The organism is Pseudomonas sp. SJZ078 (assembly GCF_007828255.1).
In the GTDB taxonomy this organism is placed as follows: domain Bacteria; phylum Pseudomonadota; class Gammaproteobacteria; order Pseudomonadales; family Pseudomonadaceae; genus Aquipseudomonas.
Genome location: NZ_VIUG01000035.1, coordinates 1 through 25,616 on the forward strand (window position 1 = coordinate 1; position 25,616 = coordinate 25,616).

At 63.0% G+C, this 25,616-nt stretch carries 19 protein-coding genes; 8 read left to right on the forward strand and 11 right to left on the reverse strand.

The features are described from left to right. Nucleotides 1-168: 168 nt before the first annotated feature. Nucleotides 169-3,003, reverse strand: a complete 2,835-nt coding sequence (gene uvrA / locus FBY02_RS23655; protein WP_144930522.1) for an excinuclease ABC subunit UvrA — start codon at nt 3,001-3,003, stop codon at nt 169-171. Between the two features lie 179 nt (nt 3,004-3,182). Here uvrA and FBY02_RS23660 point away from each other — a divergent pair, with 179 nt between their 5' ends. Beyond that, nucleotides 3,183-4,580, forward strand: coding sequence for an MFS transporter (locus FBY02_RS23660; protein WP_144930523.1), 1,398 nt, complete (start codon nt 3,183-3,185; stop codon nt 4,578-4,580). 9 nt (nt 4,581-4,589) lie between these two features. Further along, a complete protein-coding gene (locus FBY02_RS23665) occupies nt 4,590-5,105 on the forward strand; it encodes a single-stranded DNA-binding protein (RefSeq protein WP_024778338.1) in 516 nt (171 codons plus the stop codon). A 105-nt stretch (nt 5,106-5,210) separates the two neighbouring features. Here FBY02_RS23665 and FBY02_RS23670 read toward each other — a convergent pair whose 3' ends face one another. After that, complete coding sequence (locus FBY02_RS23670; protein WP_144930524.1) at nt 5,211-5,768, reverse strand: cysteine hydrolase family protein; 558 nt, start codon at nt 5,766-5,768, stop codon at nt 5,211-5,213. A 95-nt stretch (nt 5,769-5,863) separates the two neighbouring features. Here FBY02_RS23670 and FBY02_RS23675 point away from each other — a divergent pair, with 95 nt between their 5' ends. The 3 genes from FBY02_RS23675 (at nt 5,864) to FBY02_RS23685 (ending at nt 8,922) form a co-directional block, all read left to right on the forward strand. Further along, entirely contained in the window at nt 5,864-6,859 is a 996-nt protein-coding gene (locus FBY02_RS23675) for a GlxA family transcriptional regulator (RefSeq protein WP_144930525.1), read from the forward strand. Nucleotides 6,860-7,064: 205 nt separating this feature from the next. Further along, the gene (locus FBY02_RS23680) at nt 7,065-8,174 is read left to right on the forward strand and encodes a DUF3182 family protein (RefSeq protein WP_144930526.1); all 1,110 of its coding nucleotides are present in this window, start codon (nt 7,065-7,067) and stop codon (nt 8,172-8,174) included. Beyond that, the gene (locus FBY02_RS23685) at nt 8,164-8,922 is read left to right on the forward strand and encodes a S9 family peptidase (protein ID WP_144930527.1); all 759 of its coding nucleotides are present in this window, start codon (nt 8,164-8,166) and stop codon (nt 8,920-8,922) included. The genes FBY02_RS23680 and FBY02_RS23685 overlap by 11 nt, the downstream gene beginning before the upstream one ends. Nucleotides 8,923-9,030: 108 nt before the next feature. Here FBY02_RS23685 and FBY02_RS23690 read toward each other — a convergent pair whose 3' ends face one another. The 4 genes from FBY02_RS23690 to FBY02_RS23705 are packed head-to-tail and all read right to left on the reverse strand — an operon-like array spanning nt 9,031 to nt 13,073. Beyond that, nucleotides 9,031-10,044, reverse strand: coding sequence for a lysylphosphatidylglycerol synthase domain-containing protein (locus FBY02_RS23690; RefSeq protein ID WP_144930528.1), 1,014 nt, complete (start codon nt 10,042-10,044; stop codon nt 9,031-9,033). Next, entirely contained in the window at nt 10,031-11,329 is a 1,299-nt protein-coding gene (clsB, locus tag FBY02_RS23695) for a cardiolipin synthase ClsB (RefSeq protein ID WP_144930529.1), read from the reverse strand. Before clsB ends, FBY02_RS23690 begins: the two co-directional genes overlap by 14 nt. Next, nucleotides 11,326-12,150: an endonuclease/exonuclease/phosphatase family protein gene (locus FBY02_RS23700; RefSeq protein ID WP_256662555.1), complete on the reverse strand. Its 825-nt coding sequence runs from the start codon at nt 12,148-12,150 to the stop codon at nt 11,326-11,328. Before FBY02_RS23700 ends, clsB begins: the two co-directional genes overlap by 4 nt. Next, nucleotides 12,147-13,073: a DUF72 domain-containing protein gene (locus FBY02_RS23705; RefSeq protein ID WP_144930530.1), complete on the reverse strand. Its 927-nt coding sequence runs from the start codon at nt 13,071-13,073 to the stop codon at nt 12,147-12,149. Before FBY02_RS23705 ends, FBY02_RS23700 begins: the two co-directional genes overlap by 4 nt. Before the next feature lie 199 nt (nt 13,074-13,272). Between FBY02_RS23705 and FBY02_RS23710 the strand changes: the two genes are divergently transcribed. Continuing rightward, the gene (locus FBY02_RS23710; protein ID WP_144930531.1) at nt 13,273-15,360 is read left to right on the forward strand and encodes a mechanosensitive ion channel family protein; all 2,088 of its coding nucleotides are present in this window, start codon (nt 13,273-13,275) and stop codon (nt 15,358-15,360) included. 134 nt (nt 15,361-15,494) lie between these two features. Here the strand turns inward: FBY02_RS23710 and FBY02_RS23715 are convergent, their stop codons facing one another. After that, nucleotides 15,495-19,808, reverse strand: coding sequence for a DEAD/DEAH box helicase (locus FBY02_RS23715; protein WP_144930532.1), 4,314 nt, complete (start codon nt 19,806-19,808; stop codon nt 15,495-15,497). Nucleotides 19,809-20,108: 300 nt separating this feature from the next. On the opposite strand from FBY02_RS23715, the gene FBY02_RS23720 reads away from it, so the two are divergent. Continuing rightward, nucleotides 20,109-20,993, forward strand: coding sequence for a sugar nucleotide-binding protein (locus tag FBY02_RS23720; RefSeq protein WP_144930533.1), 885 nt, complete (start codon nt 20,109-20,111; stop codon nt 20,991-20,993). Beyond that, on the forward strand, nt 20,986-21,915 hold the full coding sequence (locus FBY02_RS23725) for an NAD-dependent epimerase/dehydratase family protein (RefSeq protein ID WP_144930534.1): 930 nt from the start codon (nt 20,986-20,988) through the stop codon (nt 21,913-21,915). The genes FBY02_RS23720 and FBY02_RS23725 overlap by 8 nt, the downstream gene beginning before the upstream one ends. Before the next feature lie 138 nt (nt 21,916-22,053). Here the strand turns inward: FBY02_RS23725 and FBY02_RS23730 are convergent, their stop codons facing one another. The 4 genes from FBY02_RS23730 to FBY02_RS23745 form a co-directional block, all read right to left on the reverse strand. Beyond that, nucleotides 22,054-22,752, reverse strand: coding sequence for an OmpW family protein (locus FBY02_RS23730; RefSeq protein WP_144930535.1), 699 nt, complete (start codon nt 22,750-22,752; stop codon nt 22,054-22,056). 223 nt (nt 22,753-22,975) lie between these two features. Next, on the reverse strand, nt 22,976-23,494 hold the full coding sequence (locus FBY02_RS23735; RefSeq protein ID WP_144930536.1) for a DUF3299 domain-containing protein: 519 nt from the start codon (nt 23,492-23,494) through the stop codon (nt 22,976-22,978). Nucleotides 23,495-23,505: 11 nt separating this feature from the next. Next, complete coding sequence (locus FBY02_RS23740; protein WP_144930537.1) at nt 23,506-24,771, reverse strand: ABC transporter permease; 1,266 nt, start codon at nt 24,769-24,771, stop codon at nt 23,506-23,508. 1 nt (nt 24,772) lies between these two features. Beyond that, nucleotides 24,773-25,483 carry an ABC transporter ATP-binding protein gene (locus tag FBY02_RS23745; RefSeq protein ID WP_144930538.1) on the reverse strand — a complete coding sequence of 237 codons (711 nt, stop codon included), beginning with the start codon at nt 25,481-25,483 and terminating at the stop codon, nt 24,773-24,775. Between the last annotated feature and the right edge of the window lie 133 nt (nt 25,484-25,616).

A 25,616-nucleotide genomic window follows, 5' to 3' on the forward strand; every position in this document is an offset into this window, starting at 1 on the left:
CGCGGGTGTAGGTCTTTCGCTCTTGCATGGATCCTCCTGATGGGGCGAATCATATCGCCCTTAAGAGGTGTCCGGGATCATTAAGCCAGTTCAGGCTCGCTCCCACAGAAAAGCAAAAGCCCCTGCCATCGATCAGATGACAGGGGCTTTTTCATGCCTTGGGATTGATCAGTCCCGATCGCGCTCCAGCAACGGTTTCAGGTAGTGCCCTGTGTGGGACTGCTTCATCCCGGCGACTTGCTCAGGCGTACCCACCGCGATGATCTGGCCGCCCTTGGAGCCGCCTTCCGGTCCCAGGTCTACCAGCCAGTCGGCGGTCTTGATCACGTCCAGGTTGTGTTCGATCACCACCACGGTGTTGCCGTGGTCGCGGAGACGATGCAGCACGTCGAGCAATTGCTGGATATCGGCAAAGTGCAGGCCGGTGGTCGGCTCGTCGAGGATGTACAGCGTCTTGCCGGTGTCGCGCTTGGATAGCTCGCGGGACAGCTTGACCCGCTGGGCTTCGCCGCCGGACAGCGTCGTCGCCGATTGGCCAAGCTTGATGTACGACAGGCCGACATCCATCAACGTCTGCAGCTTGCGCGCCAGGGCCGGCACCGCGTCGAAGAACTCCCGGGCCTCCTCGATGGTCATCTCGAGGGTTTCATGGATGTTCTTGCCCTTGTATTTGATCTCAAGGGTCTCGCGGTTGTAGCGCTTGCTCTTGCACACATCGCAAGGCACGTAGATGTCCGGCAGGAAGTGCATTTCCACCTTGATCAGGCCGTCGCCCTGGCAGGCTTCGCAGCGCCCACCCTTGACGTTGAACGAGAACCGTCCCGGACCGTAGCCCCGGGAGCGGGATTCCGGCACGCCGGCGAACAACTCGCGGATCGGCGTGAACAACCCGGTGTAGGTCGCCGGGTTGGAGCGCGGTGTACGGCCGATCGGGCTCTGGTCGATGTCGACGACCTTGTCCAGATGTTCCAGGCCCTTGATGCTGTCGTGAGCGGCGGCTTCCAGGGTCGTCGCGCCGTTCAGGGCCGTGGCACTGAGGGGGAACAGAGTATTGTTGATCAGAGTCGATTTGCCCGAGCCGGACACGCCGGTGACGCAGGTCAGCAAACCAATCGGGATTTCCAGGTCGACGTTGCGCAAGTTGTTGCCGCGGGCGCCCTTGAGGGTCAGCGACAGCTTCTTGTTGCGCGGCGTTCGTTTGGCCGGGACCTTGATCTTCACCCGCCCCGACAGATATTTGCCGGTCAGGGAGTCGGGGTGCGCCATGACTTCGGCGGCGGTGCCCTGGGCGACGATATGCCCGCCATGCACGCCGGCACCCGGGCCGATGTCCACGACGTAATCAGCCAGGCGGATCGCGTCTTCGTCATGCTCGACCACGATCACCGTGTTGCCGATGTCCCGCAGGTGCTTGAGGGTGCCGAGCAGCCGGTCGTTGTCCCGCTGGTGCAGGCCAATGGACGGTTCGTCGAGGATGTACATCACTCCCACCAGGCCGGCGCCGATCTGGCTCGCCAGGCGGATACGCTGGGCTTCGCCGCCGGACAACGTGTCTGCGCTGCGGTCGAGGGTGAGGTAATCCAGGCCGACGTTCACCAGGAATTGCAGACGCTCGCTGATTTCCTTGAGGATCTTGTCGGCGATTTCGCCCCGGCGGCCGGTGAGCTTCAAGCCGGCGAAGTAATCGGTGGCATCGCCGATCGGCAGGTTGGTCACTGCCGGCAATGTCTTCTCGCCGACCCATACATGCCGTGCTTCGCGACGCAGGCGGGTACCGCGGCAATCAGGGCAGGGCTGGGTGCTGAGGAACTTGGCCAGTTCTTCGCGCACGCTGGCCGATTCAGTCTCGCGGTAGCGCCGCTCGAGGTTTGGCACGATGCCTTCGAACGGGTGGGAGCGCTTGACGATATCGCCTCGGTCGTTCAGGTATTTGAAGTCGACGTTCTGCGAACCGCTGCCATGCAGGATGTATTTCTGCTGGTCGGCGGGCAGTTCGTTGAAGGGCTTGTCCAGACTAAACTTGTAATGGGCCGCCAACGATCCGAGCATCTGGAAGTAATAGACATTGCGCCTGTCCCAGCCGCGAATCGCGCCTTCGGCCAGGGTCAGTTCGCCGTTGACCAGGCGCTTGGTGTCGAAGAACTGCTTGACCCCCAGGCCATCGCAGGTCGGGCAGGCACCGGCCGGGTTGTTGAAGGAAAACAGCTTGGGTTCCAGCTCGCTGATGGCGTGGCCGCAGACCGGGCAGGCGAAACGTGCCGAGAAAATGATTTCCTCGCCGGGCTCGTCGTCCATCGGCGCCACCAGAGCGATGCCGTCAGCCAGTTTCAGCGCGGTCTCGAAGGATTCGGCCAGCCGCTGCTGCAGATCGGCCCGGACCTTGAAGCGGTCGACCACCACATCGATCGAATGCTTCTTCTGTTTGTCCAGCTTCGGCAGTTCGTCGAGTTCGCAGAGCTTGCCATTGACCCGGGCCCGCACGAAGCCCTGGGCCCGCAATTCTTCGAACACCAGCAGGTGCTCGCCCTTGCGCTCGCGAATGACCGGCGCGAGCAGCATTAACTTGCTGCCTTCCGGCTGGGCCAGCACCAGGTCGACCATCTGGCTGACGGTCTGGGCTTCCAGGGGAATGTCGTGGTCGGGGCAGCGGGGAATGCCGACCCGCGCATACAGCAGGCGCAGGTAGTCGTAGATCTCGGTGATGGTGCCGACCGTCGATCGGGGGTTATGGGAGGTGGACTTCTGTTCGATGGAGATCGCCGGCGACAGGCCTTCGATGGTGTCGACGTCCGGTTTTTCCATCATTGACAGGAACTGCCGGGCGTAGGCCGACAACGATTCGACATAGCGTCGCTGGCCTTCGGCGTACAGGGTATCGAAGGCCAGCGATGATTTGCCGGATCCGGACAGGCCGGTGATGACGATCAGCTTGTCCCGGGGCAGGGTCAGGTCGATGTTCTTCAGGTTGTGGGTGCGGGCCCCACGAATCAGGATCTTGTCCAAAATGGCCTCGCTCGGCGGGCGTCGAAAACGTAGGAGTATACGGGCAAATACTGGATGGATAAACACTATTGAGCGTGCGATGGCAGCCATACATGAAGACTGCGCGTCAAACAGTCGCGATATACCCCCTCAATCGATGGGACTGGTAGAATCGCCGCCGGTTCAGATGAGGTTTTTCCATGCACGATCCCCACAGCGAGCGCATGAGTGGCGGCGAGACCCGGGCGGCAAGCGGTCTGGCCCTGGTGTTCGCCTTCCGTATGCTGGGCATGTTCATGGTGTTGCCGGTGCTGGCGACCTATGGCATGGACCTGGCGGGCGCGACGCCGGCCCTGATCGGGTTGGCGATTGGCGCTTATGGCCTGACCCAGGCCATTTTCCAGATCCCGTTCGGGATCATTTCCGACCGCATTGGCCGACGTCCCGTGATCTACCTGGGGCTGATCGTCTTTGCCCTCGGCAGTGTGCTGGCGGCCAACGCCGACTCGATCTGGGGCGTGATTGCCGGACGGATCCTGCAAGGCGCGGGGGCGATTTCCGCTGCCGTCATGGCTTTGCTCTCGGACCTGACCCGCGAACAGCATCGGACCAAGGCCATGGCCATGATCGGCATGACCATCGGCCTGTCGTTCGCCGTCGCCATGGTCGTCGGCCCCTTGCTGACCCGTGCCTTCGGCTTGTCGGGCCTGTTCCTGGCCACCGGTGGCATGGCGCTGGTGGGTATCCTGATCGTGGCGTTCATGGTGCCCCGTTCCACTGGGCCGCTGCAGCACCGTGAATCCGGCGTGGCGCGCCAGGCGCTGATCCCGACGCTCAAGCACCCGGACCTGCTGCGCCTGGACCTGGGGATCTTCGTGCTCCACGCCATGCTGATGTCCAGTTTCGTCGCCTTGCCATTGGCCCTGGTGGAAAAGGTCGGGTTGCCCAAGGAGCAGCACTGGTGGGTCTACCTGACTGCGCTGCTGATTTCGTTCTTCGCCATGATCCCGTTCATCATCTATGGCGAGAAGCGACGCAAAATGAAACGAGTTCTGCTCGGCGCCGTCGTGACGCTGATGCTCACTGAGCTATTCTTCTGGCAGTTCGGCGACAGCCTGCGCGCCCTGGTGATCGGCACGGTGGTGTTCTTCACCGCGTTCAATCTGTTGGAGGCGTCGCTGCCGTCGCTGATCAGCAAGGTTTCACCGGCGGGCGGCAAGGGCACGGCAATGGGGGTTTATTCCACCAGCCAGTTCCTCGGTTCGGCGTTGGGCGGGATTCTCGGTGGCTGGCTGTTCCAGCATGGCGGTTTGTCGGTTGTCTTCCTGGGATGCGCCGCGCTGGCTGCACTTTGGCTGGTCTTTGCTGTTACCATGCGAGAACCACCGTATGTGACGAGCCTGCGCTTGCCGTTATCGCCCGAAGCCATTCGCGAAGCAGGCCTGGTCGAGCGCCTCAGGGCCGTCGTTGGCGTAACCGATGCAGTGGTGGTCGCCGACGAAGCGGCCGTTTATATCAAACTGGACACCGAATTATTGGATCGTGCGAGCCTCGAGCGCCTGGTGAACAACCCGGCCCCGACTGCGTGCGAAGCCTAGGAGAACGTTATGGCCCGTGGGGTTAACAAAGTCATATTGGTCGGCACGTGCGGCCAGGATCCCGAGGTTCGCTACCTGCCTAACGGCAACGCCGTGACCAACCTGAGTCTGGCGACCAGCGAGCAGTGGACCGACAAGCAGACCGGCCAGAAAGTCGAGAAGACCGAATGGCACCGCGTGTCGATGTTCGGCAAAGTGGCGGAGATCGCCGGCGAATACCTGCGCAAGGGTTCGCAGGTGTACATCGAAGGCAAGCTGCAGACGCGTGAATGGGAAAAAGACGGCATCAAGCGTTACACCACTGAAATCGTGGTCGACATGCAGGGCACCATGCAACTGCTGGGCGGTCGTCCACAGGGTGACCAGCAGCAGGGTGGCAACAATTACCAGCAGTCGGCTCCGCGTCAGCAGGCACCGCGCCCGCAATCGGCACCACAGCCACAACGCGAGCGCCCGGCCCCACAACAGGCCGCGCCGCAACCGGCTCCGGATTTCGACAGCTTTGATGACGATATTCCGTTCTAAAACAGCTTGGAGCCTCGGGCTTCAAGCCACCAGCTGTAAACAAAAACCGCGCTTGGATTTCCAGCGCGGTTTTTTGTTTGCAGCTTGCAGCTTGCAGCTTGCAGCTTAACGCTGCGCCTGCTCCAGAAACTGCTCCGTACTCACTACCTCCGCATAAGCAAACCCCAGTGCCGCCATGAAGGCCGCGTGGACCTGGGCTGCTGGAACGACGACGCCGTTGAATTCCAGGTCGAGGGTCGCGCAGGCGTCGTGGATCACCGTGACCTCGTAGCCCAGGTCCGCCGCTGCCCGGGCGACACCGTCGATGCACATGTGGCTCATGCTGCCGACGATGACCAGTTGGGTGATGCCGTGATGGTCGAGCAAGGATTGCAGTTCGGTTTCGCGGAATGAATTGACGAAGTGCTTGAGCACCACCGGTTCATCGGCCTGGTTGAGCACCTTGGGATGCAGCTTCGCGCCATCGGAGCCCGGTGCGAAGAAGGGTGCATCGGCGGACGTGAACTCGTGGCGGATGTGCACGACCTGGTTTCCGGCCTGGCGAAAGGCCGCGATCATCCGGGCGGCGTTGTCCGCGGCGGCTTCGACACCGCTCAGTGGCCATTTCCCCTGGGGGAAGTAGTCATTCTGGATATCGACTACGATGAGCGCTTGCTTGGACATGGTGACTTCCTCGATAAGGTGTGTGGGGCCAGTATCAGCTCTTGCCGCCGGTTCGAGGATTGGCCGCAACGACAATAAGCGAGGGAAAACTGACAATGGCGCAGGAAAGGGCGGTCGCCGAGCTGGGGATATTGATTTACCCCGGTGCACAACTGGCGGCGGTGCACGGTTTGACCGATCTGTTTGCGGTGGCGGAGCGGATCGCGGCCGAGCAGGTCGGCGCACAATTGCCGCGGCTGCGAGTGAGCCATTGGCGGGCGGCGCAAGGCGAGGTGCCGCAGCAGGTGTTCGACAGTGAAACCGGCACTGCGGGTCGGTTGGTTGCGTTGTTGATCCCACCTTCCATCGCCGGTTTCAGCGACGGGCTTGTCTGCCAGGCACTGATGAATTGGCTACGGGCGCAGCATGCCGGCGGCACCGTGTTGGGCGGAGTGTGCGTGGGATCAATCCTGCTGGCTGAAAGCGGCCTGCTCGATGGGCGGAGCGCCACCACCCACTGGACGTCGGCGAAGAACTTCGCCGAACGTTATCCGAAGATCAAACTCGAAGCCGACAAACCGATTGTCGATGACGGCGACCTGATCACCACCGCTGGACTGATGGCCTGGGCCGAGCTGGGGCTGCGGCTGGTGAGTCGCTTGCTGGGGCCCAGCATCGCGACGCGCACGGCGCGGTTCCTGGTCATCGAGCACAGTGACAGCGTCAGCGAGTGCGGCAGCAATTTTGCGCCGATTCTCGCGCATGGCGACGGAGCGATTCTCAAGGTGCAACACTGGTTGCAAGGCAGCGGCGCGGTGGATGTCTCCCTGGCCGCGATGGCCGAACAGGCGGGCCTGGAAGAGCGCACTTTCCTGCGCAGGTTCCGCAGCGCCACCGGGCTCAAGCCCACCGAGTACTGCCAGCACCTGCGGGTCGGCAAGGCTCGGGAGATGTTGGAATTCACCAATGGCACCATCGATCACATTGCCTGGAAGGTGGGTTACCAGGACCCGGGCGCTTTCCGGGCGACATTCAAGAAAATTACCGGTTTGGCGCCGAGTGATTACCGGACGAAGTTCGGGGTGAGTCCGCCAGGCGTTTCGAAACAGTAGTTGCTCGCCGCAAGGTGATGGCAGACTCAAGGCATCGTGCAATTTGCGAGATGCCCGCCACGGATCGTGCAGAATGAAACAGGCTCGATTTGATCCACTTTCCGGAATCAGCCCGTTTCCTTGAGCGTTCGCCCCAGCATTACCTGTTGGCCTGATCTCTGCACCCATTTATCCACAGCCATGAGCGCAGGTAAAAGGGCAACGCATGACGCCAGTCAATCGCAACAAAACCGTGGTGGCCCATTCGGTCAATCCTCACGCGCCGCTCCATGAAGTGGAAACCAATCGTGCCTTGGCCCGTTGGTTGGCGCAGATCCTGGGAATTGAATATGGCGGCAGCTATGACAGCCAGCAGCATGCCGGAAGCGATCTGTATCTGCTGCCCACGCAAACCCTGATCGGCCCGCAAGCTGCGCGGCAACTGGGTGTCTCCGGGCCGGATGATCTGTGGGGCGGTTACGTCGAGCATGATTTCATCTGCACCAAGGCCATTACCCACGGTCTATCGAATAAGGATGCTGTCGCACCCATCGGCTGGTCGCCGCTGTTTGCCAAGCTCGCCCGTAGCGTGGTGCTCGATGGCGTGAGTGTTTTTTCACTCAAGGACGCACGTCAGGCTGCCGAGCATCTGTTGTATACCGGGCCGATCCGCTTCAAGCCGATTCATGCCTGTGCCGGGCGCGACCAGCGGGTGATCCAGAACCTTGCGCAGTTCGATGAGATCGCCGCTGATCCCGGTGCCCAGGCCGTGTTCCGCGACGGTGTGGTACTGGAGCAGAACCTCGATGAGGTCAGGACCCAGAGCGTCGGCCAGAGCTCTATCCATGGCAATAACCTGAGTTATTGCGGCGTGCAGCACCTGACCCGGGACAGCCAAGGGCTGGAAGTGTATGGCGGTTCGGATCTGCTGGTGGTGCAGGGCGGCTACATCGAGTTACTCAGGCTTGAGCTACCCGATGAGATGCGCGAAGCGGTGCGGCTCGCGCAAGTCTTCGACGATGCGGCCAACCAGGCGTATCCCGGATTCTTTGCTTCCCGGCGCAATTACGACATTGCCCAAGGCATCGACGCTGGCGGCCAGCCCCGTGGGGGTGTGCTGGAACAATCCTGGCGCATGGGCGGAGCCAGCAGTGCGGAACTGGCGGCGTTGCAAGTATTCGTCCAGGAACCGTCGACCGGCGTAATCCGCGTTTCCTCGGTGGAAACCTACATTGACCAGCCGTTGCCCCCCGGCGCCATGGAGGTATACCGCGGCCCGGCACATAACGGTGATTTCCTACTCAAATATGTAACGGTTCATTCCCATGACGGCTAGAAGTGAAACCATTCAGATAGAGATCGACGACGAGCACATGAACGGCACGTTCCTGAGCCCCAAGTCGAAAGTCCCTGGCGTGTTGTTCGTACATGGTTGGGGCGGCAGCCAGGAACGTGACCTGGAACGGGCCAAGGGCATTGCCGGCCTGGGTTGCGTCTGTCTGACCTTCGACTTGCGCGGCCATACCGGTGGGGCGGGTATTCCGCTGTCCCGGGTGACGCGGGAAGACAACTTGCGGGATCTGCTGGCGGCCTACGACCGACTGCTTGCTCATCCCGCCTTGGATACGTCGGCGATTGCAGTGGTCGGCACCAGCTACGGCGGTTACCTCGCCTCGATTCTGACCTCGCTGCGTCCGGTACGTTGGCTGGCGTTGCGGGTGCCGGCGCTGTACCGCGACGAGCAATGGCATACGCCCAAGCGTGACTTGGACAAGAGCGACCTGCTGGATTATCGCAGTACGCTGGTGCACGCCAGCACCAACCGCGCACTGCACGCCTGTTCGCAGTTCACCGGCGATGTGCTGTTGGTGGAGTCGGAAACCGACGATCACGTGCCCCATGCCACCATCATGAGCTACCGTGCCGCGTGCCAGCAGACCCATTCGTTGACCCATCGAATCATCGATGGCGCCGACCATGCCTTGAGCGACCCCATCTCACAGCAGGCCTACACCTCGATCCTGGTGGACTGGATCACGGAAATGGTGGTGGGAGAGCGGTTGAGCATCATTCAGGAGCGGTAGACTTTGTTGTCTATGCGGGCGCCATCGCGAGCAGGCTCGCTCCCACATGGGCTCGCGTTCCCCCTGTGGGAGCGAGCCTGCTCGCGATGGCGCCGGGGCAGACGATGATCAATGCTCGGGCTTCTTGAGCCCAGGCTTGATCCGCAACGCCTTGGCCTTTGCCTCTATCACCAGGTACATCACCACCGTGACCAGCAACGGCAGGATGAAGTAGATCGCTCGATAGGCAATCAACCCCGCCAGCAGGCTGCCCCGTGACGCATCGTGTTGCAGCAGCGCGATGAACACCGCTTCCAGTACGCCGAGCCCCGCCGGAATATGGGTGATGACCCCGGCGATGCTGCTGATCAGCAATACGCCGAGCACCACCGGATATTCCAGTTTGCTGGGCAACAGGGTGAAGATCACCGCCGCCATCAACGACCAGTTCAGCGCGCCCAGGAGCAGTTGCAGCACCGCCATGCGCAGCGAGGGCAGGTTGATTTCCATGCCGCGGATCGTCCAGGCACGACGCTTGGAAAACCGGCAAGCCAGCAGGTACCCGGCACTCGCCAGCAGCAACAGCGCGCCCACGCCCTGCAAGGCATCGCTGCTCAGTTTCCAGCCCGGCGGCATCGTCACCAGGCCGCTGCTGAATACCGCCCCGGCCAGGGTCATGTAGCCGAACCAGTTGGTGGCCAGGCTCAGGCCCAGGATCTTGGCGATATTGCCGTTGCTCACTCCCAGGCGGGAATACAACCGATAACGCATGGCAATGCCACCGACCCAGGCGCTCAGGTTGAGGTTGAAGGCGTAGCTGATTACCCCTACGGGCAAGATTTGCCGCCAACCCAGTTTCTGGCGGATGTAGGTGCGCCCGATCAGGTCAAAGCAGGCATAAGTGATGAAACTGACGAGGGTCAGCGTGGCGGCGATGATCAGGGTCCGTACCTTGAAATCCGCCAGTGTATCGAACACCTCTGACCAGTCGATGCGCCGGGCCAGGGTGGTGAACAGCACGATCAGCAGCAGGAAGAACGCCAGGGTCAGCGGTTTTTTCCAGCGGCTCCAGCGTGACTTGGGCTTGCTCTCGTCCCGGACGCGGGCGTCGCTCGGCGCGGTATGCGCCTCAGAGTGGTTCATGGGGTTCGCTCCGAACCGCCGTCGGCGGCGAAAAAGGTTTCAGGCGCGGTTTATGGGCCGGCAACCATCCGGCCCAGGCCGGGAAGTGACGCAGGAAGTGGAACACCATGAAACCGATGGTCATGCGCCAGAGCAGGCCCCGTGGAGCGTGGTTGGCGCGCATGACGGTGCAGTGCTCGCGGCTCAGGTGATCGAGGCGCTGGAACAGTTCGCGGTTGAAGGCCCGATCGCGGATCAGCACGTTGGCTTCCAGGTTCAGTGACAGACTCAGGGGATCGAGGTTGCTCGAACCCACGGTACTCCAGTCTTCGTCCACCAGTGCGACCTTGCCATGCAGGGGCCGCTCGCAATATTCGTAGATCGTCACGCCGGCCTTGAGCAGGTAGTCATACAGCATCCGCGCCGCCAGCTTGGCGATCATCATGTCCGGCTGGCCCTGCAGGATCAGCCGCACCTCCACGCCACGCCGCGCCGCATTGCGGATTTCCCGCAGCAACCGATAGCCAGGGAAGAAATAGGCATTGGCAATGACCACGCGCCGTTTGGCGCTGCGCAGTACTTGCAGGTAGACCTCTTCGATGTCGGTCTGGTGCTCGTGGTTATCGCGATAGACCAGCCGCACCTGGCCGTCGTGGTCGCTGAAGGCCAGCTCGCTGCGCCGGCCGCGGCGCCGCTGCCACCAATATTTGGCCCGGGCCGGACGACCGCTTTGCATCAACGCGAAGTGATGGATATCGACCACCGCCGGGCCCTTGATCTCCACCGAATAGTCCTGCTTGGCCTCGGGGCCGAAATCCCCCAGATGGTCGGCGGAGAAATTGATCCCGCCGATGAAGGCGATCACGCCATCAATCACCACCACCTTACGGTGCAGCCGACGGAACCAGTTGGTGCGGATGCCCAGGTGCAGGGGAGCGGGGTCGAACATCTGCAGGCGAACACCGGCATCGCTCAACGAGGCCAGGAAGTTCGGCGTCAGTTCCCCGCAACCGAAGCCATCCAGGCTCAGGGTGACTCGTACGCCCCGTTGGGCGGCATCCACCAGTACGTCGCGCAATTCGTTGCCGACCTTGTCCTCGAACAGGATGAAGGTCTCGATGAGGATTTCATTTTCGGCTCGACGGATAGCCTCGAACACCCGGGGGAAATATTCCTCGCCATTTTCCAGCAGGGTGACGCGGTTATTGCCATGCCAACCATATTCGACGTCCACCAGTGCCGGATCGCGCTCGGTGGGCGGCGTTTCGACCTGCTCCACCGTCGCCTTGTTCATCGTCGCGCTCATAGTTCGATCTCCACCGACAGCGGCGCATGGTCGGACAGGTGCGACCAGGGGCGTACGCTCAATACCTTGGGCTGATGGGCCTTGAGATTGCGCACATAGATACGGTCCAGGCGCAGGATCGGCAGGCGCGCCGGAAAGCTGCGGGCCGGCTTGCCCCATTGCTCGGCGAAGACTTCTCGCAAGCCGCAGGGTTCGAGCAGATCGTTGGCCTTGCCACGCCAATCATTGAAGTCCCCGGCGACAATCACCGGCGCTTCGGGCGGCAGTTCGCTCAAGCGTTTGCACAATAATTTCAGCTGCTCGACACGATGCCCCTCACGCAATCCCAGGTGCACGCAAATGGCATGGACCTGCGGACCGTCGCCACCCGGCAGGCGCAACACGCTGTGGAGCATGCCGCGGTTCTCATGACCGCTGATGGAGACGTCCAGGTTCTCATGGCGAATGATCTGGAACTTCGACAGCAGCGCGTTACCGTGGTCGCCCGCCGGATACACGGCGTTGCGCCCGTAGGCGAATTGCGGCCAGAGACTGTCGGCGAGGAATTCGTACTGCGGCATGCTCGGCCAATTGGAGAAGCGCTGGGGGTGATGTTCGTGGGCACCGTGTACTTCCTGCAGGAACACTACGTCGGCAGACACGCTGCGCACCGCTTCGCGCAGTTCCGGCAGGATGAAACGCCGGTTCAGGGCGGTGAAACCCTTATGGGTATTGACCGTCAGGACCGTGAAGCGGCTGATCCGGTCGAGGTCGTGCGCCAGGTTCTGCGGGGCGTCGGTGGTTGCGTCGCGGGTCGCTTCGGTAGGGCCTGGCGTGCTCATGGCAATACTCCCTCGGCCGGACGCTCGCCGGGTGTGGTGGCGAGGTCCTTGTCCAGGTCGAAGCGCTCCAGCAAGTGCCGTGCGTCATAGGGCGCGCGGACTTTGATGTCGTTGTCGAAATAGCAGAACACTTCCCGGCTCTTGCGCGCTCTGGGTTTCTTGTTCGGGTCAATCAGATGGGCGTCTTCGGGTTGCTTGCCGTGGCTCCAGGCCTCGATCCGGTCGCCCCAGCGTTGTAGCGCCTCGTCGGTGTAGCCGCTGGCATAGAGTTCTTCGGCACCGTGCAGGCGCAGATAGACGAAATCGCTGGTGACGTCTTCGCGATAAGGCCACTTGCCGGCGGTGTCGGCGATCACCAGCGCAATGTCGTAGCGCTTGAGCAGGGCGACGAAATGTGGGTCGATGAAACTTTCATGGCGGATCTCGACCGCGTGGCGCAGCGGGCGCTTCTTATCGGTTTCGATGCTGGCGTGGCCGTCCAGGCGCGGCTCGTGCTCCCGGGCCAGGGCGGCGGCACTGACGGTGTCATGGGGCAACTGCTTGAGAAAGTCCTCGAACAGCTCGGGGTCGAATTTGAAGCTTGGGGGAAACTGCCAGAGGATGGCGCCGAGCTTTTCCTTGAGCTCCAGCACTCCGGACGCGAAGAAATTGGCCAACGGCTTGTGGATATCCCGCAGGCGCTTGATATGGGTGATGAAACGCGGCGCCTTGACACTGAACACGAAGCCCGGTGGCGTCTCGGCATACCACTGGGCATAGCGTTCGGGACGTTGGAGGGCGTAGAACGAGCCGTTGATTTCAATACTATTGACCGCTCGTGAGGCGAACTGCAATTCACGCTTCTGGGTCAGCCCCTTGGGGTAGAAATCCCCCCGCCAAGGCGTGTATCGCCAACCGGAAATGCCGATGTGGATTGCCGTCATGTGTCCCTCCCGTGCCAGATGACCTCGTACTGCCGGTGTCTTGCTGATGACTGTCGGGCAGCGCAGAAAGTTTCGACGAAGTGCCCGGTGGTGAAAGCGGTGGGGTTCTTGTGGCGAGGGGTTTGTATGGGCCTTGAGCGAACTTGCCTGCTTGATATGGATCAGTTCCTTACCGATCCCCATCAAGGAGCCTCACGTTTTGTCTCGATTGAGCCGTGTATTGCTGCTGGTCTTGCTGGCGCTGACCGGCGGTATCGCCTATGGCGCCGCCGCCGTTCCCGGCACGCCCGCGCCCAGTGAAGCGCCCGCCGAACCCGAACCCCTGGTCCAGGGCGGTTTGCTCGGGGCGATCAGTTCGAGCATCGATGACGTCCAGGAAAAACTCGACCTCAACCAGAGCCTGATCGATGCCTGGCGCTTGCGCGCGGATCGGGCGGCGGACGAGGTGGACCGGTTGGTGGACCAGACTTCTCGCTCGTCCTGGCGTGTGGCGGGGGATTTCCTGCTGCTCTCCGGCGTCTGGCTGGGCGCCTTCGGGCTGATCTGGGCCGGCGCACGGCTCCTGGTACGCCATCTGGGGCGGCGTCGTTGGTTGCGCACCCGTCAGCGGGTAGTGGACCTGCTCGGTTACCTGCTGCCCTACACCGTGCCGGCGCTGGTCGGCCTGCCGCTGACCCTGTATGTCAGCCACTTCCTGCAGGTGTCGGTCGGTCGCGCCCTGGCGCTGTGCTTCGCCTATGCCACCAGCAGCGGCGTTTTCTCGACCTCAGTGCTGCTGTGCGTAATCGTGATGTTCAATGCCGGCCACAAGCGCCGGGCGGTGGCGATCATTCGCCATTTCAGCCCGCGACCGCTGTTCCTGATCGGTTTCCTCGCGGCTTTGAGCGATGCGCTCACCAGTCCCCAGATTGCCCGGCAACTGGGTGGCAACATCACCAGCAGCGTGGCGGTGTTCACCGGGCTGCTGGCCTCGGTGATCTTTGGCTGGCTGGTGATTCGCATGCGCCGGCCGGTGGCCCACCTGATCCGCAACCGGCCGCTGGCCCAACGTTTGAAGCAACCGGCCCTGCAAGAGTCGCTACGGATCTTTTCCGGCCTCTGGTACTGGCCGATCCTGCTGATGGTGCTAGTGTCGGCGGTGAGCCTGATCGGCGTCGGCGAAGACAACCAGAAAGCCCTGCGCTGCGCGCTGTTCACCACCATCCTGCTGATTGCCACGGTGTTCCTCAGCACCGTGCTCCAGCATGTGTTCAAGTCGCCCAAGGCCGAAACCATCCAGCGCAACAGCGCCTACAAAGGCCGGTTGCTGAGCCTGCTGCACGCGTTGTTGCGGATTGTCATGGCGGTGGCGTTCATTGAAATCCTCGGCCGGATCTGGGGGATTTCGCTGTTCGAGTTCGCCTCGCGCAATGCCGTGGGCAGGGCGATCAGCGATTCCCTGAGCCGCATCGGCCTGATTTTCCTGGTGACCTGGCTGATGTGGGTGGTGCTTGACACGGCCATCCAGGAAGCCCTGAAACCGCCGCTGAACAAGCGCGGCGCACGCCAGCCCAGCACGCGGATCAAAACCATCCTGCCGCTGTTGCGCAACGCGGCGAAAATCATCCTGGTGGTGATTTGCGCCATCACCACCATGGCCAACCTGGGTATCAATGTCGCGCCGTTGCTGGCGGGCGCCGGGGTGGTGGGGCTGGCGATCGGCTTCGGTTCGCAGCAACTGGTGCAGGACGTGATTACCGGGTTGTTCATTATCATCGAAGACACCCTGTCCATTGGTGATTGGGTGGTACTCGACTCCGGCCACGCCGGCACCGTGGAAGGCCTGACGATCCGCACCCTGCGCCTGCGCGACGGCAAGGGTTTCGTGCATTCGGTGCCGTTCGGCCAGATCAAGGCGGTGACCAATCAGTCCCGGCAGTTCGCCTTCGCCTTTTTCTCGGTGCAGTTCACCTACGACACCGACGTGGACCAGGCCATCGAACTGATCCGCGAAGCCGGCCGTTCGATTTCGGAAGACCCGTTTCTCAAGTTCAACCTGCAAGGGCCGCTGGACGTGTTCGGCGTGGACCGGATGGATCTCAACGGCGTGGTGCTCACGGCGCAGTTCCGCACCGTATCGGGCGGGCAATATGCGGTGAGCCGGGCGTTCAACCAGCGCTTGAAAAAGCTTGTGGATAACAGCCCAACAGTGCATTTCGCGCAGACTTATCCACAGCAGGTGATGTTACCGAGGCGGTTGGTGGGGGGGGCGAAGGTTGGGGATGAGGTGCCTGGTCAACCTCAGTAATCGCCGAGTTGGGTGGCGAGGCTGACGGCCCTTTCGCGAGCAAGCCCGCTCCCACAGGTGATCGCATTCCGACTGAGGAAACGCGGTCCCTTGTGGGAGCGGGCTTGCTCGCGAAGAGGCCAGACCTGCCTTCCTCAACCTTTCTGAATCAGCCTACTGCGTACCTCAGCCATCCCCTGCTGATCCAATTCCATCCAGAAAACCGGCTTGCCAGCGATCAACGCCGCCGCCGGCAACCCATCGCGATACACCAGCCGATTGCTCGCCAGCGCCGGCACTTTCGCCCCTGGCAGCAATGTACCGGCCAGGTTCAGCGGGTCGACGCCGCACACCGCAACTACGCTGCCGTCGGCGGGGCGGCGACGGACTTCGCGCAATAGCGGGATGGCTTCGGGCAGGGCGAATTGCTCGCCGGCCAGGCCGCTGACGAAACGCCCGCCACGGATTTCGCCGCGTGCCTCCAGGCGATGGAAGGTGCGCAGCAACTCACGCCAGCTCGGCAGCCAATCCGCTTCCTGCTCCAGCAAGCGCCAGAACACTACGCCGTAACGCCGCAGCAGGGTCATGGCGATGTGTTCCAAGGTTTCGGACGGTGTCGGCGTGGGTCGGTTGCCTTCGGTTGGCGCGGGCTGACTGCGGCGCAACAAGGCCCAGCGGCCGGCATCGTCCATGCCGCCGACAAACGCCCCGCGCCCGCGTCGGCTGCTGCGGGCCTGGCGTTTGCTGGCGGGCGTGATCAGCGCCCGCAGCCCGGCGAAGCTGTCGGCATTCACCAGGCCGGCGCCCACCAGCTCTTGTAAGGCGATCTCCAGTTCGGCGCGCAGCAGATGGGCTTCGTGCAGCAACTCGTCGAAAAACAGTGCCCCCTCCTCGCTGAGGGCCTGGTGGACTTTCTGCGTCTTGAGGGAGAGCTCGCTCAGTGGCGTCTGCTCTGTCAGGCTGCTCCATAGCGCGACCTGGCTACGCGGCAGCAACACCACCGGCGTACTGCGCAGGGCCGTGGCGGAGGCTTTCTGCCGGGCGCTGAGGCGAGTCCAGATCAGCTTGCCGCTGCGACACAATTCATCGAGCCAATTGGCGGAATAGTCCTTGATCCGCGCGGGCAACAAGTCGCTGTCCCAGGCCGAGGCAGCGGCCGGGTAGCCTTCGAACTGGCTGATGATCGACGGCAGCACGGCGCTGCCCCGGCCCTGGGTCGACGGCGACAGGTGTTGCCAGTCGAACAGGAACCGCATGAAGTCCTGCAGCATCACCGGTTCGATTTCCCGGCGCAGGCGCTTGACGGTGTAGCGGTGGATGCGGGCCAGCAGATGCCGTTCGCACCATTCTTCCTGGCCGGTGCCCGGTGTGAAGCGGCCGCGCAGCACATAGCCTTGGTGTTCAAGGTGCGCCAGGGCCTGAGTGACTTGCGCTGTCGATAACCCCAACGGATAGGCGATAGCGCTCAGCGGCAGCGGGCCAAAGGCGCTGAGCCGGGCGCGGAGTACTTCGACCACCGCTTCGTCACTGTCCCAGGGCTCATCGAACCCGGCCAGGGGTGTCAGCGCGGGTTGCCATTGGGCTTGTGGATAAACTCCTTGCAGGCAGGTCAGCCGCTCCAGTGGCACCCACAGGCCGCGCTCGGCGCTGATCTGCATATGGCTGGCGCGCCCGCGGTCGGCCAGTGCCTGCAGCCAGCCCGGCCACGATGCGTGGGCGTGGGCTTCGCTGTCGGCGATGCAGGCCAGGCTCATCAGTGCTTCATGCATTTCATCGAGGTTGGCCGGGGTCGGCCAGGCTTCTTCCCTGACCGACTGGATGGCCTCGGCGTCCAGCGCGCCGAGGTCGTCGGTGGATTGTGGATCGCTCCAGCGCCGGTTGATAACTGCCTGGGTTCGGCGCTCTTCCAGCGGCGCGTCGTCGAGGAAGGTGTAGGGCCGGGCGCTGAGGATTTCGGCCGCCAGGGGCGACGGGGCAGGCAGGTCGCGACTGATCAGGCGAACCTCGCCCGCCTCCATGCGCCGCAGCAGCGCCAGCCAGCCTTCGCTGTCCATGGCTTCGTGCAGGCAGTCGTCGAGGGTCTGCTCTATCAGCGGGTGGTCGGGGATTTCCCGCTCGCCGGCGAGGTTCTCCAGGCAGGCGATCTGGTCGGGGAACACGCTGGCGATCAGGTCTTCGCTCTTCATCCGCTGGATCTGCGGGGCGACCTTGCGTCCGCCGGTGTAGCGCGGCAAAGCCAGCGCCACCCCGGCATTCCAGCGCCAGCGCACGCCGAACAGCGGCGCATCCAGCACCGCCTGCACCAGGATTTGTTCGGCGCTGTGACTGTTGAGGTAGTGCCAGACCTCATCCAGCTCGAAGCTGTGACTGGTGGACAGCGACAGCACGATGGCGTCTTCGCTGGCGGCGGCCTGCAATTCGAAATTGAACGTGCGGCAGAAACGCTTGCGCAGGGCCAGGCCCCAGGCGCGGTTGATGCGGCTGCCGAATGGCGTATGGATGATCAGTTGCGTGCCGCCGGACTCGTCGAAGAACCGCTCCATCACCAGCGTGTCCTGGGACGGCAGGGCGCCGAAGGCCAGGCGGGCCGGGGCCAGGTAGTCCAGCAATTGCTCGGCGCTGGCCAGGTTCAGTTGCAGGGTGCCGGTCAGCCAGTCGAGGGCCGGTTGCAGATTGCCGGGGGTGGCACCGAGCAGTTGATCAAGCTGTGCTTGCAGGCGGGCCACGGCCAGGGACAGTTCGGCGCTGCGTCCCGGGGCCTCACCGAGCCAGAACGGAATGGTCGGCGGCTGGCCCTGGGCGTCCTCGACCCGCACGCGGCCGGTCTCGACGCGAATGATGCGGTAGGAGGTATTGCCGAGCTGGAACACGTCGCCGGCAATGCTCTCCACCGCGAAGTCTTCGTTGACGCTGCCGATGTTCAGGCCCTGGGGTTCGAGCAGCACGCTGTAGTCGGCGTTGTCCGGGATGGTGCCACCGCTGGTCACGGCGGTCAGTTTGCTGCCCCGCCGCCCGCGCAGGGTGCGGGTGACCGCGTCGCGATGCAGGTAGGCACTGCGCACGCCCTGGCGACTGTTGAGGCCTTCGGCGAGCATCTGCAACAGCGCCTGGTAATGTCCTTCATCCAGTTCGGCATAGGGCGCGGCGCGGCGAAAGGTGTCCAGCAGTGCCTGTTCCTGCCATTCCTGGCAACTGACCTCGGCGACGATCTGCTGGGCCAGCACGTCCAGCGGTGCCTTGGGGATGTGCAGGATGTCCAGTTCACCCCGGCGTACGCAATCGAGCAGGGCGGCGCACTCGATCAGATCGTCGCGGGTGGTGGCGAACAGACGCCCCTTGGGCGTGCCGCCGACCTGATGACCGGAGCGGCCGACCCGTTGCAGAAACGCCGAAATCGAACGGGGCGAGGCGATCTGGCACACCAGATCGACATCGCCGATGTCGATGCCCAGCTCCAGGGAAGCGGTGGCGATCAGCACCTGCAATTCGCCGCGCTTGAGCCGTTGCTCGGCATCGAGGCGAAACTCTTTCGCCAGGCTGCCATGGTGGGCGGCCACGGCATCCTTGCCCAGGCGCTCGCTCAGATGGCGGCTCAAGCGTTCGGCCAAGCGCCGGGTATTGACGAACACCAGGGTGGTGCGGTGTGCCCGGGCGAGCTCGGCGAGGCGGTTGTAGACCAATTCCCACACGTCATTGGCCATCACAGCCGAGAGCGGCACCGGTGGTACCTCGATGTCCAGGTCGCGGGGGCGGGCATGGCCGATGTCGACGATTTCGCACGAGCGGCCTTCGCCCACCAGAAAGCGTGATACCGCTTCGATGGGCTTTTGCGTGGCGGACAGGCCGATGCGCACCAGCGGCTCGCTGCACAGCGCTTGCAGGCGTTCCAGGCTCAGGGCCAGGTGGCTGCCGCGCTTGCTGGCGGCGATGGCGTGGATTTCATCGACGATCACCGTGCGGGTGCTGGCGAGCATCTGCCGGCCGGAATCGGAGCCGAGCAGCACGTAGAGCGATTCGGGCGTGGTCACCAGAATGTGCGGCGCGGCCTTGCGCATCGCCGTGCGTTCTTTCTGCGGGGTGTCGCCGGTGCGCACGGCGGTGGTGATTTGCAGGGGCGGCAGGCCCATCTGGCGCAATTGTTCGGTAATGCCGGCCAGCGGTGTTTGCAGGTTGATCCGGATGTCGTTGCTCAGGGCCTTGAGCGGCGAGACATAGACCACCAGAGTCTGGTCCGGCAGGCCACCCTGTTCCAGGCCGCGATGCACCAGCTCGTCGAGCACGGCGAGAAACGCCGTGAGGGTCTTGCCCGAGCCGGTGGGCGCGGCCACCAGGGTCGAACGACGCTGGCCGATCAACGGCCACGCCCGGGCCTGGGCGGCCGTGACCGCCGGGAAAGTCTGGCTGAACCAGGCGCGGACAGCGGGGTGGAAGCCTGCCATGGCGTGGTCGGCTGCAAGGGGCAGATTCATAGAGGCAGTTATGCGGGTGGGAGGAGGAGGATGCAAGTGCCGGCTGATATCTCTGTTGTCCATGAGGGCCTCTTCGCGAGCAAGCCCGCTCCCCAAGTCGACCGCATTTTGTCTGACGAAACTCGGTAAGTTGTGGGAGCGGGCTTGCTCGCGAGGGGCCTTAAAAGGCAGCACACATTCTGGATCTGCACTTTACGGGTGACGGTTGCGCACTAAACCCGCAAAATGCAACGATTCCGGCGACGCCCGCGGGCGTTGTCGACCAAATTCTTGTGCCAACAGACTGGGCCTGCTGACTTTATGCGAATGCGCCTTATGTTACTGGGCGGCGGAAATGCCCTTGGGCAGGCGCTGATTCGCCTCGGTGCGGAAGAAGACATCGGTTTTCTCGCCCCCCGCCCCCCAGAAGATGGCTGGGATGCCGCGAGCCTGACGCAGTTGCTCGACGACACCCGCCCGGACGCCTTGATCAACCTGGCGTACTACTTCGACTGGTTTCAGGCCGAGGTCGTCAGCGAGCAGCGCCTGGCCAGCCAGGAGCGTGCGGTCGAGCGCCTGGCCGAATTGTGCCAACACCACAACATCATCTTGTTGCAACCGTCGAGCTATCGCGTGTTCGACGGCTCTCGCGCCACCGCCTACAGCGAAAAGGACGAGCCCGTGCCCCTGGGCCTGCGCGGCCAGGCCTTGTGGCGGATCGAGCAAAGTGTGCGCGCCACGTGCCCGCAACATGTGCTGCTGCGCTTCGGCTGGCTGTTGGACGACAGCGCCGACGGCATCCTCGGACGTTTTCTCGCCCGGGCCGAGCAGCCCGAAGAGCTGCTGCTGGCCGATGACCGTCGGGGCAACCCGACACCGGTGGACGACGCGGCCCGGGTGATCATCTCCGTGCTCAAGCAACTCGATTGCGCCGCGCCGCTGTGGGGCACCTATCATTACGCCGGGCATGAGGCGACCACACCGCTGGCGCTGGGCCAGGCGATCCTCACCGAAGCCCGTGCTCTGCATCCGCTGGCAATCGAAGAGCCGACGCCCCAGGCTCACGCCGCACGGCCGGATGCCGCGGAAGAACCGCAGCACGCGGTACTGGCCTGCAAGAAAATTCTGCACACTTTCGGGATCAAACCCCGCGCCTGGCGCGCCGCGCTCCCGGGCTTACTGGATAGGTTTTATCGCCATGGCTGACGGTCCTGTTCTTATCACCGGCGGTGCGGGCTTCATTGGTTCGCACCTGACCGACGCCTTGCTCGCCAAGGGACACTCGGTGCGCATCCTCGATGACCTGTCCACCGGCAAGCGCAGCAACCTGCCGTTGGACAACCCCGCCGTCGAACTGATCGAAGGCGACGTCGCCGATGCCGCCCTGGTGGCTCGGGCCATGGCCGGCTGCAGCGCCGTGGCGCACCTGGCCGCGGTGGCGTCGGTACAAGCCTCGGTGGACGACCCGGTGCGCACTCACCAAAGCAATTTCATCGGCACCCTGAATGTCTGCGAAGCCATGCGCCAGGCCGGCGTGAAGCGGGTGTTGTTCGCCTCCAGCGCCGCGGTCTACGGCAACAACGGCGAAGGCCAGTCCATCGACGAAGAAACCACCAAGGCGCCGCTTACACCCTACGCCTCGGACAAGCTGGCCAGCGAGTTCTACCTCGACTTCTATCGTCGCCAGCATGCGCTGGAGCCGGTGGTGTTCCGCTTCTTCAACATCTACGGTCCGCGCCAGGATCCGTCCTCGCCGTATTCCGGGGTCATCAGCATCTTCAGCGAGCGGGCACAGAAGGGCTTGCCGATTACCGTATTCGGCGACGGCGAGCAGACCCGCGACTTTGTCTATGTCGAAGACCTGGTGGACTTGCTGGTGCAGGCCATCGAGAAGCCTGAGGTGGAAATCGGGGCGGTGAACGTCGGCTGGAACCAGGCCACGACGCTCACACAACTGCTCCAGGCCCTGGCCACGGTCATCGGTGACCTGCCTCCGGTCAGCTACGGCCCGGCACGTTCGGGAGATATCCGCCATTCCCGGGCCGACAACCATCGGCTGTTGCAGCGCTTCAGCTTCCCGCAGCAAACGCCGATGAGTGTGGGGCTGGCGCGGTTGCTCGGACGCTGAGTTTCCAGTCGCCACAAAACCCACTGTGGGAGCGGGCTTGCTCGCGAATGCGGTGGGTCAGTCACTTAACAGGTGATTGACAGAACGCATTCGCGAGCAAGCCCGCTCCCACAGTGATTGTGTCGCTATCGAATTGGCTCAGAACTTGTAACCCAACCCCACCATGTAGATCCATGGGTCCACATCGACATTCACCTTGGCCCGGGTGCCACCGGCCACTGCGTTGTTGTCGACATACGCCGTGGTATCGATGTCGATGTAACGGATCTGGCCATTGACCATGATGTTGTCGGTCAGCATGTAGTCGGCGCCCACTTGCCATGCCATGCCCCAGCTGTTGCTCGCCCGGAAATTGCTGAAGCCGTTGGCGCTGGCGTCGCTGCCGACGTGTTCGTCATAGATCCAGGTGTAGTTGATGCCGGCGCCGACATACGGTTGGAATGCCGATTTGGCGTCGAGTGGGTAGTAGACCAGACTCAGGGTCGGCGGCAGATGCTTGAGGCTGCCGAGCTTGCCGTTGGCCGCGCCCAGGGCGGTGCCCTTGATCTTCACGTCGTGCTCGAACGGCGAGGCTGCCAGCAGCTCGATGCCCAGGTGGTCGGTCATCATGTAGGCGAAGTTCAAGCCCAGTTGCGTATCACTGCTCATGGTCGCCTTGCCGCCCAGGTCGGCACCGGCCAACGGGCCGCGGTCGACCTTGACGCTGGAACTGTCGGCTTGCGGATTGACGGTGATGGCGCCGGCGCGAACGATGATATCGCCGGTTGTATGGGCCTGGGCGATTGGGGCCGCGAGTGCGAGGGCGACGAGGGAAGTGCTGAGCAAGGACTTGTGCATGGGGGCTCCAGCGGACATTTGAAAAGGATGTCCCATGGTACGGAGCGCTCTGGACCGGTCTTTTGACTCAGCTCAATGAAAGTGTGATGAGCACCTCTAAGGCCCCTTCGCGAGCAAGCCCGCTCCCACAGTTTAACGAGTTCCTTCAGGAGGAATGCAGTCAAATTGTGGGAGCGGGCTTGCTCGCGAAAGCTATCTCACCGGCAATAACGAACCATCGGATTCACTCCGGCAGCTCATACACATAAATCTTCTCAGCTTCCATCTGGTACCCGGCATCGGCCAGTTCGCTGGTGGACGGCTTGACCTGCATCGGCCCTTCGACCCAGTACGGCTGGTACAGCTCATCGAGCTTCACCCCGACTTCGCTTTTCACATGCACGATCTGATTCGAAGGCGGTGGCGGCACATGGATGCAGGCGCCGAAATACGGCACCAGCAAAAAGTCTGTGGTACGGCCCTCCTCGCTGACTTCCAGCGGCACGATGTAGCCCGGCAAGCGAATCTGCTGGCCGTCGAGCGCCTTGACCACCGGAGCGTTGGGCAAGTCCTGTTTGGCGGCCGGGGCGGATTCGGCGGACAGTGCATTGCCCATCTGCGACAGGTCATGCAGCGGGGTCATGTTTGGTACTTCCGGCGGCGCGTCGGGCGGGATCATTTCTGACCAGGCCAGGTCCCTTGGCTCGGCCGCCCACAGCGGCAGGGCGACCATCATCAACAGCGCAAGCAGGGCGCGGGGCATCTTCAATGTCCTCATAAACGGATCGACAAGCCGTCGGCCAACGATTGGCGATAGGCGCGCCAGGCTGGCACGCTGCCCATCAGCAGGGCGGCGATCAGGATGCCAGCCATGAGCGTCCATTCATATTCGCTTGGCCAGCTCAGCGGCAGGTACAGGCCATAGGCCGATTGTACGTAACCCTGGGCGGCGCCGATGCCGATATACAGCAAGGCCAGCCCGGCGGCCACCCCGGTCAACGCCAGGGCAAACGCTTCCAGCACCAGCAGGCTCGCGATGTGCCACGGCCGCGCACCCACCGAACGCAAGATCGCCATCTCCCGGCGGCGCTCGTTGAGGCTGGTGAGAATCGCCGTGAGCATGCCGATCAACCCGGTCAGGACCACGAATAGCGAAATCACGAACAAGGCTTTTTCCGCCGTGCCCATCAGGCTCCACAACTCTTGCAGGGCCACGCCAGGCAGGATTGCCAGCAACGGCTCGCCGCGGAATTCATTGATTTCGCGCTGCAAGGTAAAGGTGGAAATCTTGCTGTTGAGGCCGAGCATGAACGCGGTGATGGCTTGGGGTGTCAGGTCCATGTTGCGGGCCTGGTCGGCGCTGATGCGACCGCTGCCCTGGGCCGGCACGCCATTCTTCCAATCGATGTGAATCGCTTCCATGCCGCCGAGGCTGATGTGTAGCGTGCGGTCTACTGGGGTGCCGGTGCGCTTGAGGATGCCGACCACGGTGAAAGGCTTGTCGTCATGCTTGACCAGGCTGATCGCCGCCACGCCGTGGGCCAGCACCAGTTTGTCGCCGAGCTTGTAATGCAACGCCTCGGCCACTTCGGCACCGAGCACCACTTCGAACGGATCGGTGGCAAAAGCTCGACCATCGGCCAGTTCCAGGTGCTGCTGGCGGCCGTACTGGTAATGCTCGAAATAGGCCTCGGTGGTGCCCATTACCCGATAGCCACGATGGGAGTCACCGAGGGACATGGGGATCGCCCACTTCACTTTCGGGTTGCTGGCGAAATGTTCGAAGCTGTCCCAGCGGATGTTATTGGTGGCGTTGCCGATGCGAAACACCGAGTACAGCAGCAGGTTCACCGAGCCGGAGCGAGCGCCGACGATCAGGTCGGTGCCGCTGATGGTGCTGGCAAAACTGGCTTTTGCCTCGGTGCGCACCCGCTCCACCGCCAGCAGCAGGCAGACCGACAGGGCGATGGCGAAGGCAGTGAGGATCGCAGTGAAACGGCGGTTCGCCAGGCTGGCCATGGCTAGACGGAGCAAATACATCTCAGACCTCGAGTGGCTTGGCGGCACGATTGAGATCGGCCAGCGAGAGGTGGCGGTCGAACAGCGATGCCAGGCTCTGATCATGGCTGACGAACAGCAGGCTTGAACCGGCCTCGCGGCATTCGGCAAACAGCAACCGCAGGAAGTTTTCCCGGGCGTCATAGTCCAGGGCTGAGGTCGGTTCGTCGGCGATTACCAGTTCCGGTTGGCCGATCAACGCCCGGGCGGCGGCGACCCGCTGCTGTTGGCCGATAGACAGCGAGTCGGCGCGGCGCTCCAGCAGATTCGCATCGGTCAGCCCCAGATGGGTCAACAGCGTGGCGGCAGCCTGGTCGATGCTGCCGTGACGCTGGATGGCCCGCTGCGCTCGCAGTTTGGAGAAGTGGCAGGGCAGTTCGACATTCTCGCGCACCGAGAGAAACGGCAGCAGGTTGAACTGCTGGAAGATGTAGCCGGTGTGGTCCACGCGAAAGCGGTCGCGGCTGCCCGCACCCAGTTCGGTGAGCGACTGGCCGAGCAGATGGACGCTGCCGCGATCCGGCGTCTGCACGCCGCCCAGCAGCCCCAGCAAGGTGGTCTTGCCACTGCCGCTGGGGCCCTTGAGGAACAGGGTTTCGCCGGCTTCGAGGCGAAAGGCCGGGATATCCAGCAGTGGTGGTTGCCCGGGCCAGCTGAAGACCAGGTCGGACAATTCGATGAGTGCTTGGGTCATGTTGGCCGAAGTCAGGGTAAATGGAGTAGCCCCTGTGGGAGCGGGCTGGCTCGCGAAAGCGGTGTGTCAGACACCCTCTGTGTTGGATGTGCCGGTCTCTTTGCGAGCCAGCCCGCTCCCACAGGGATGATTC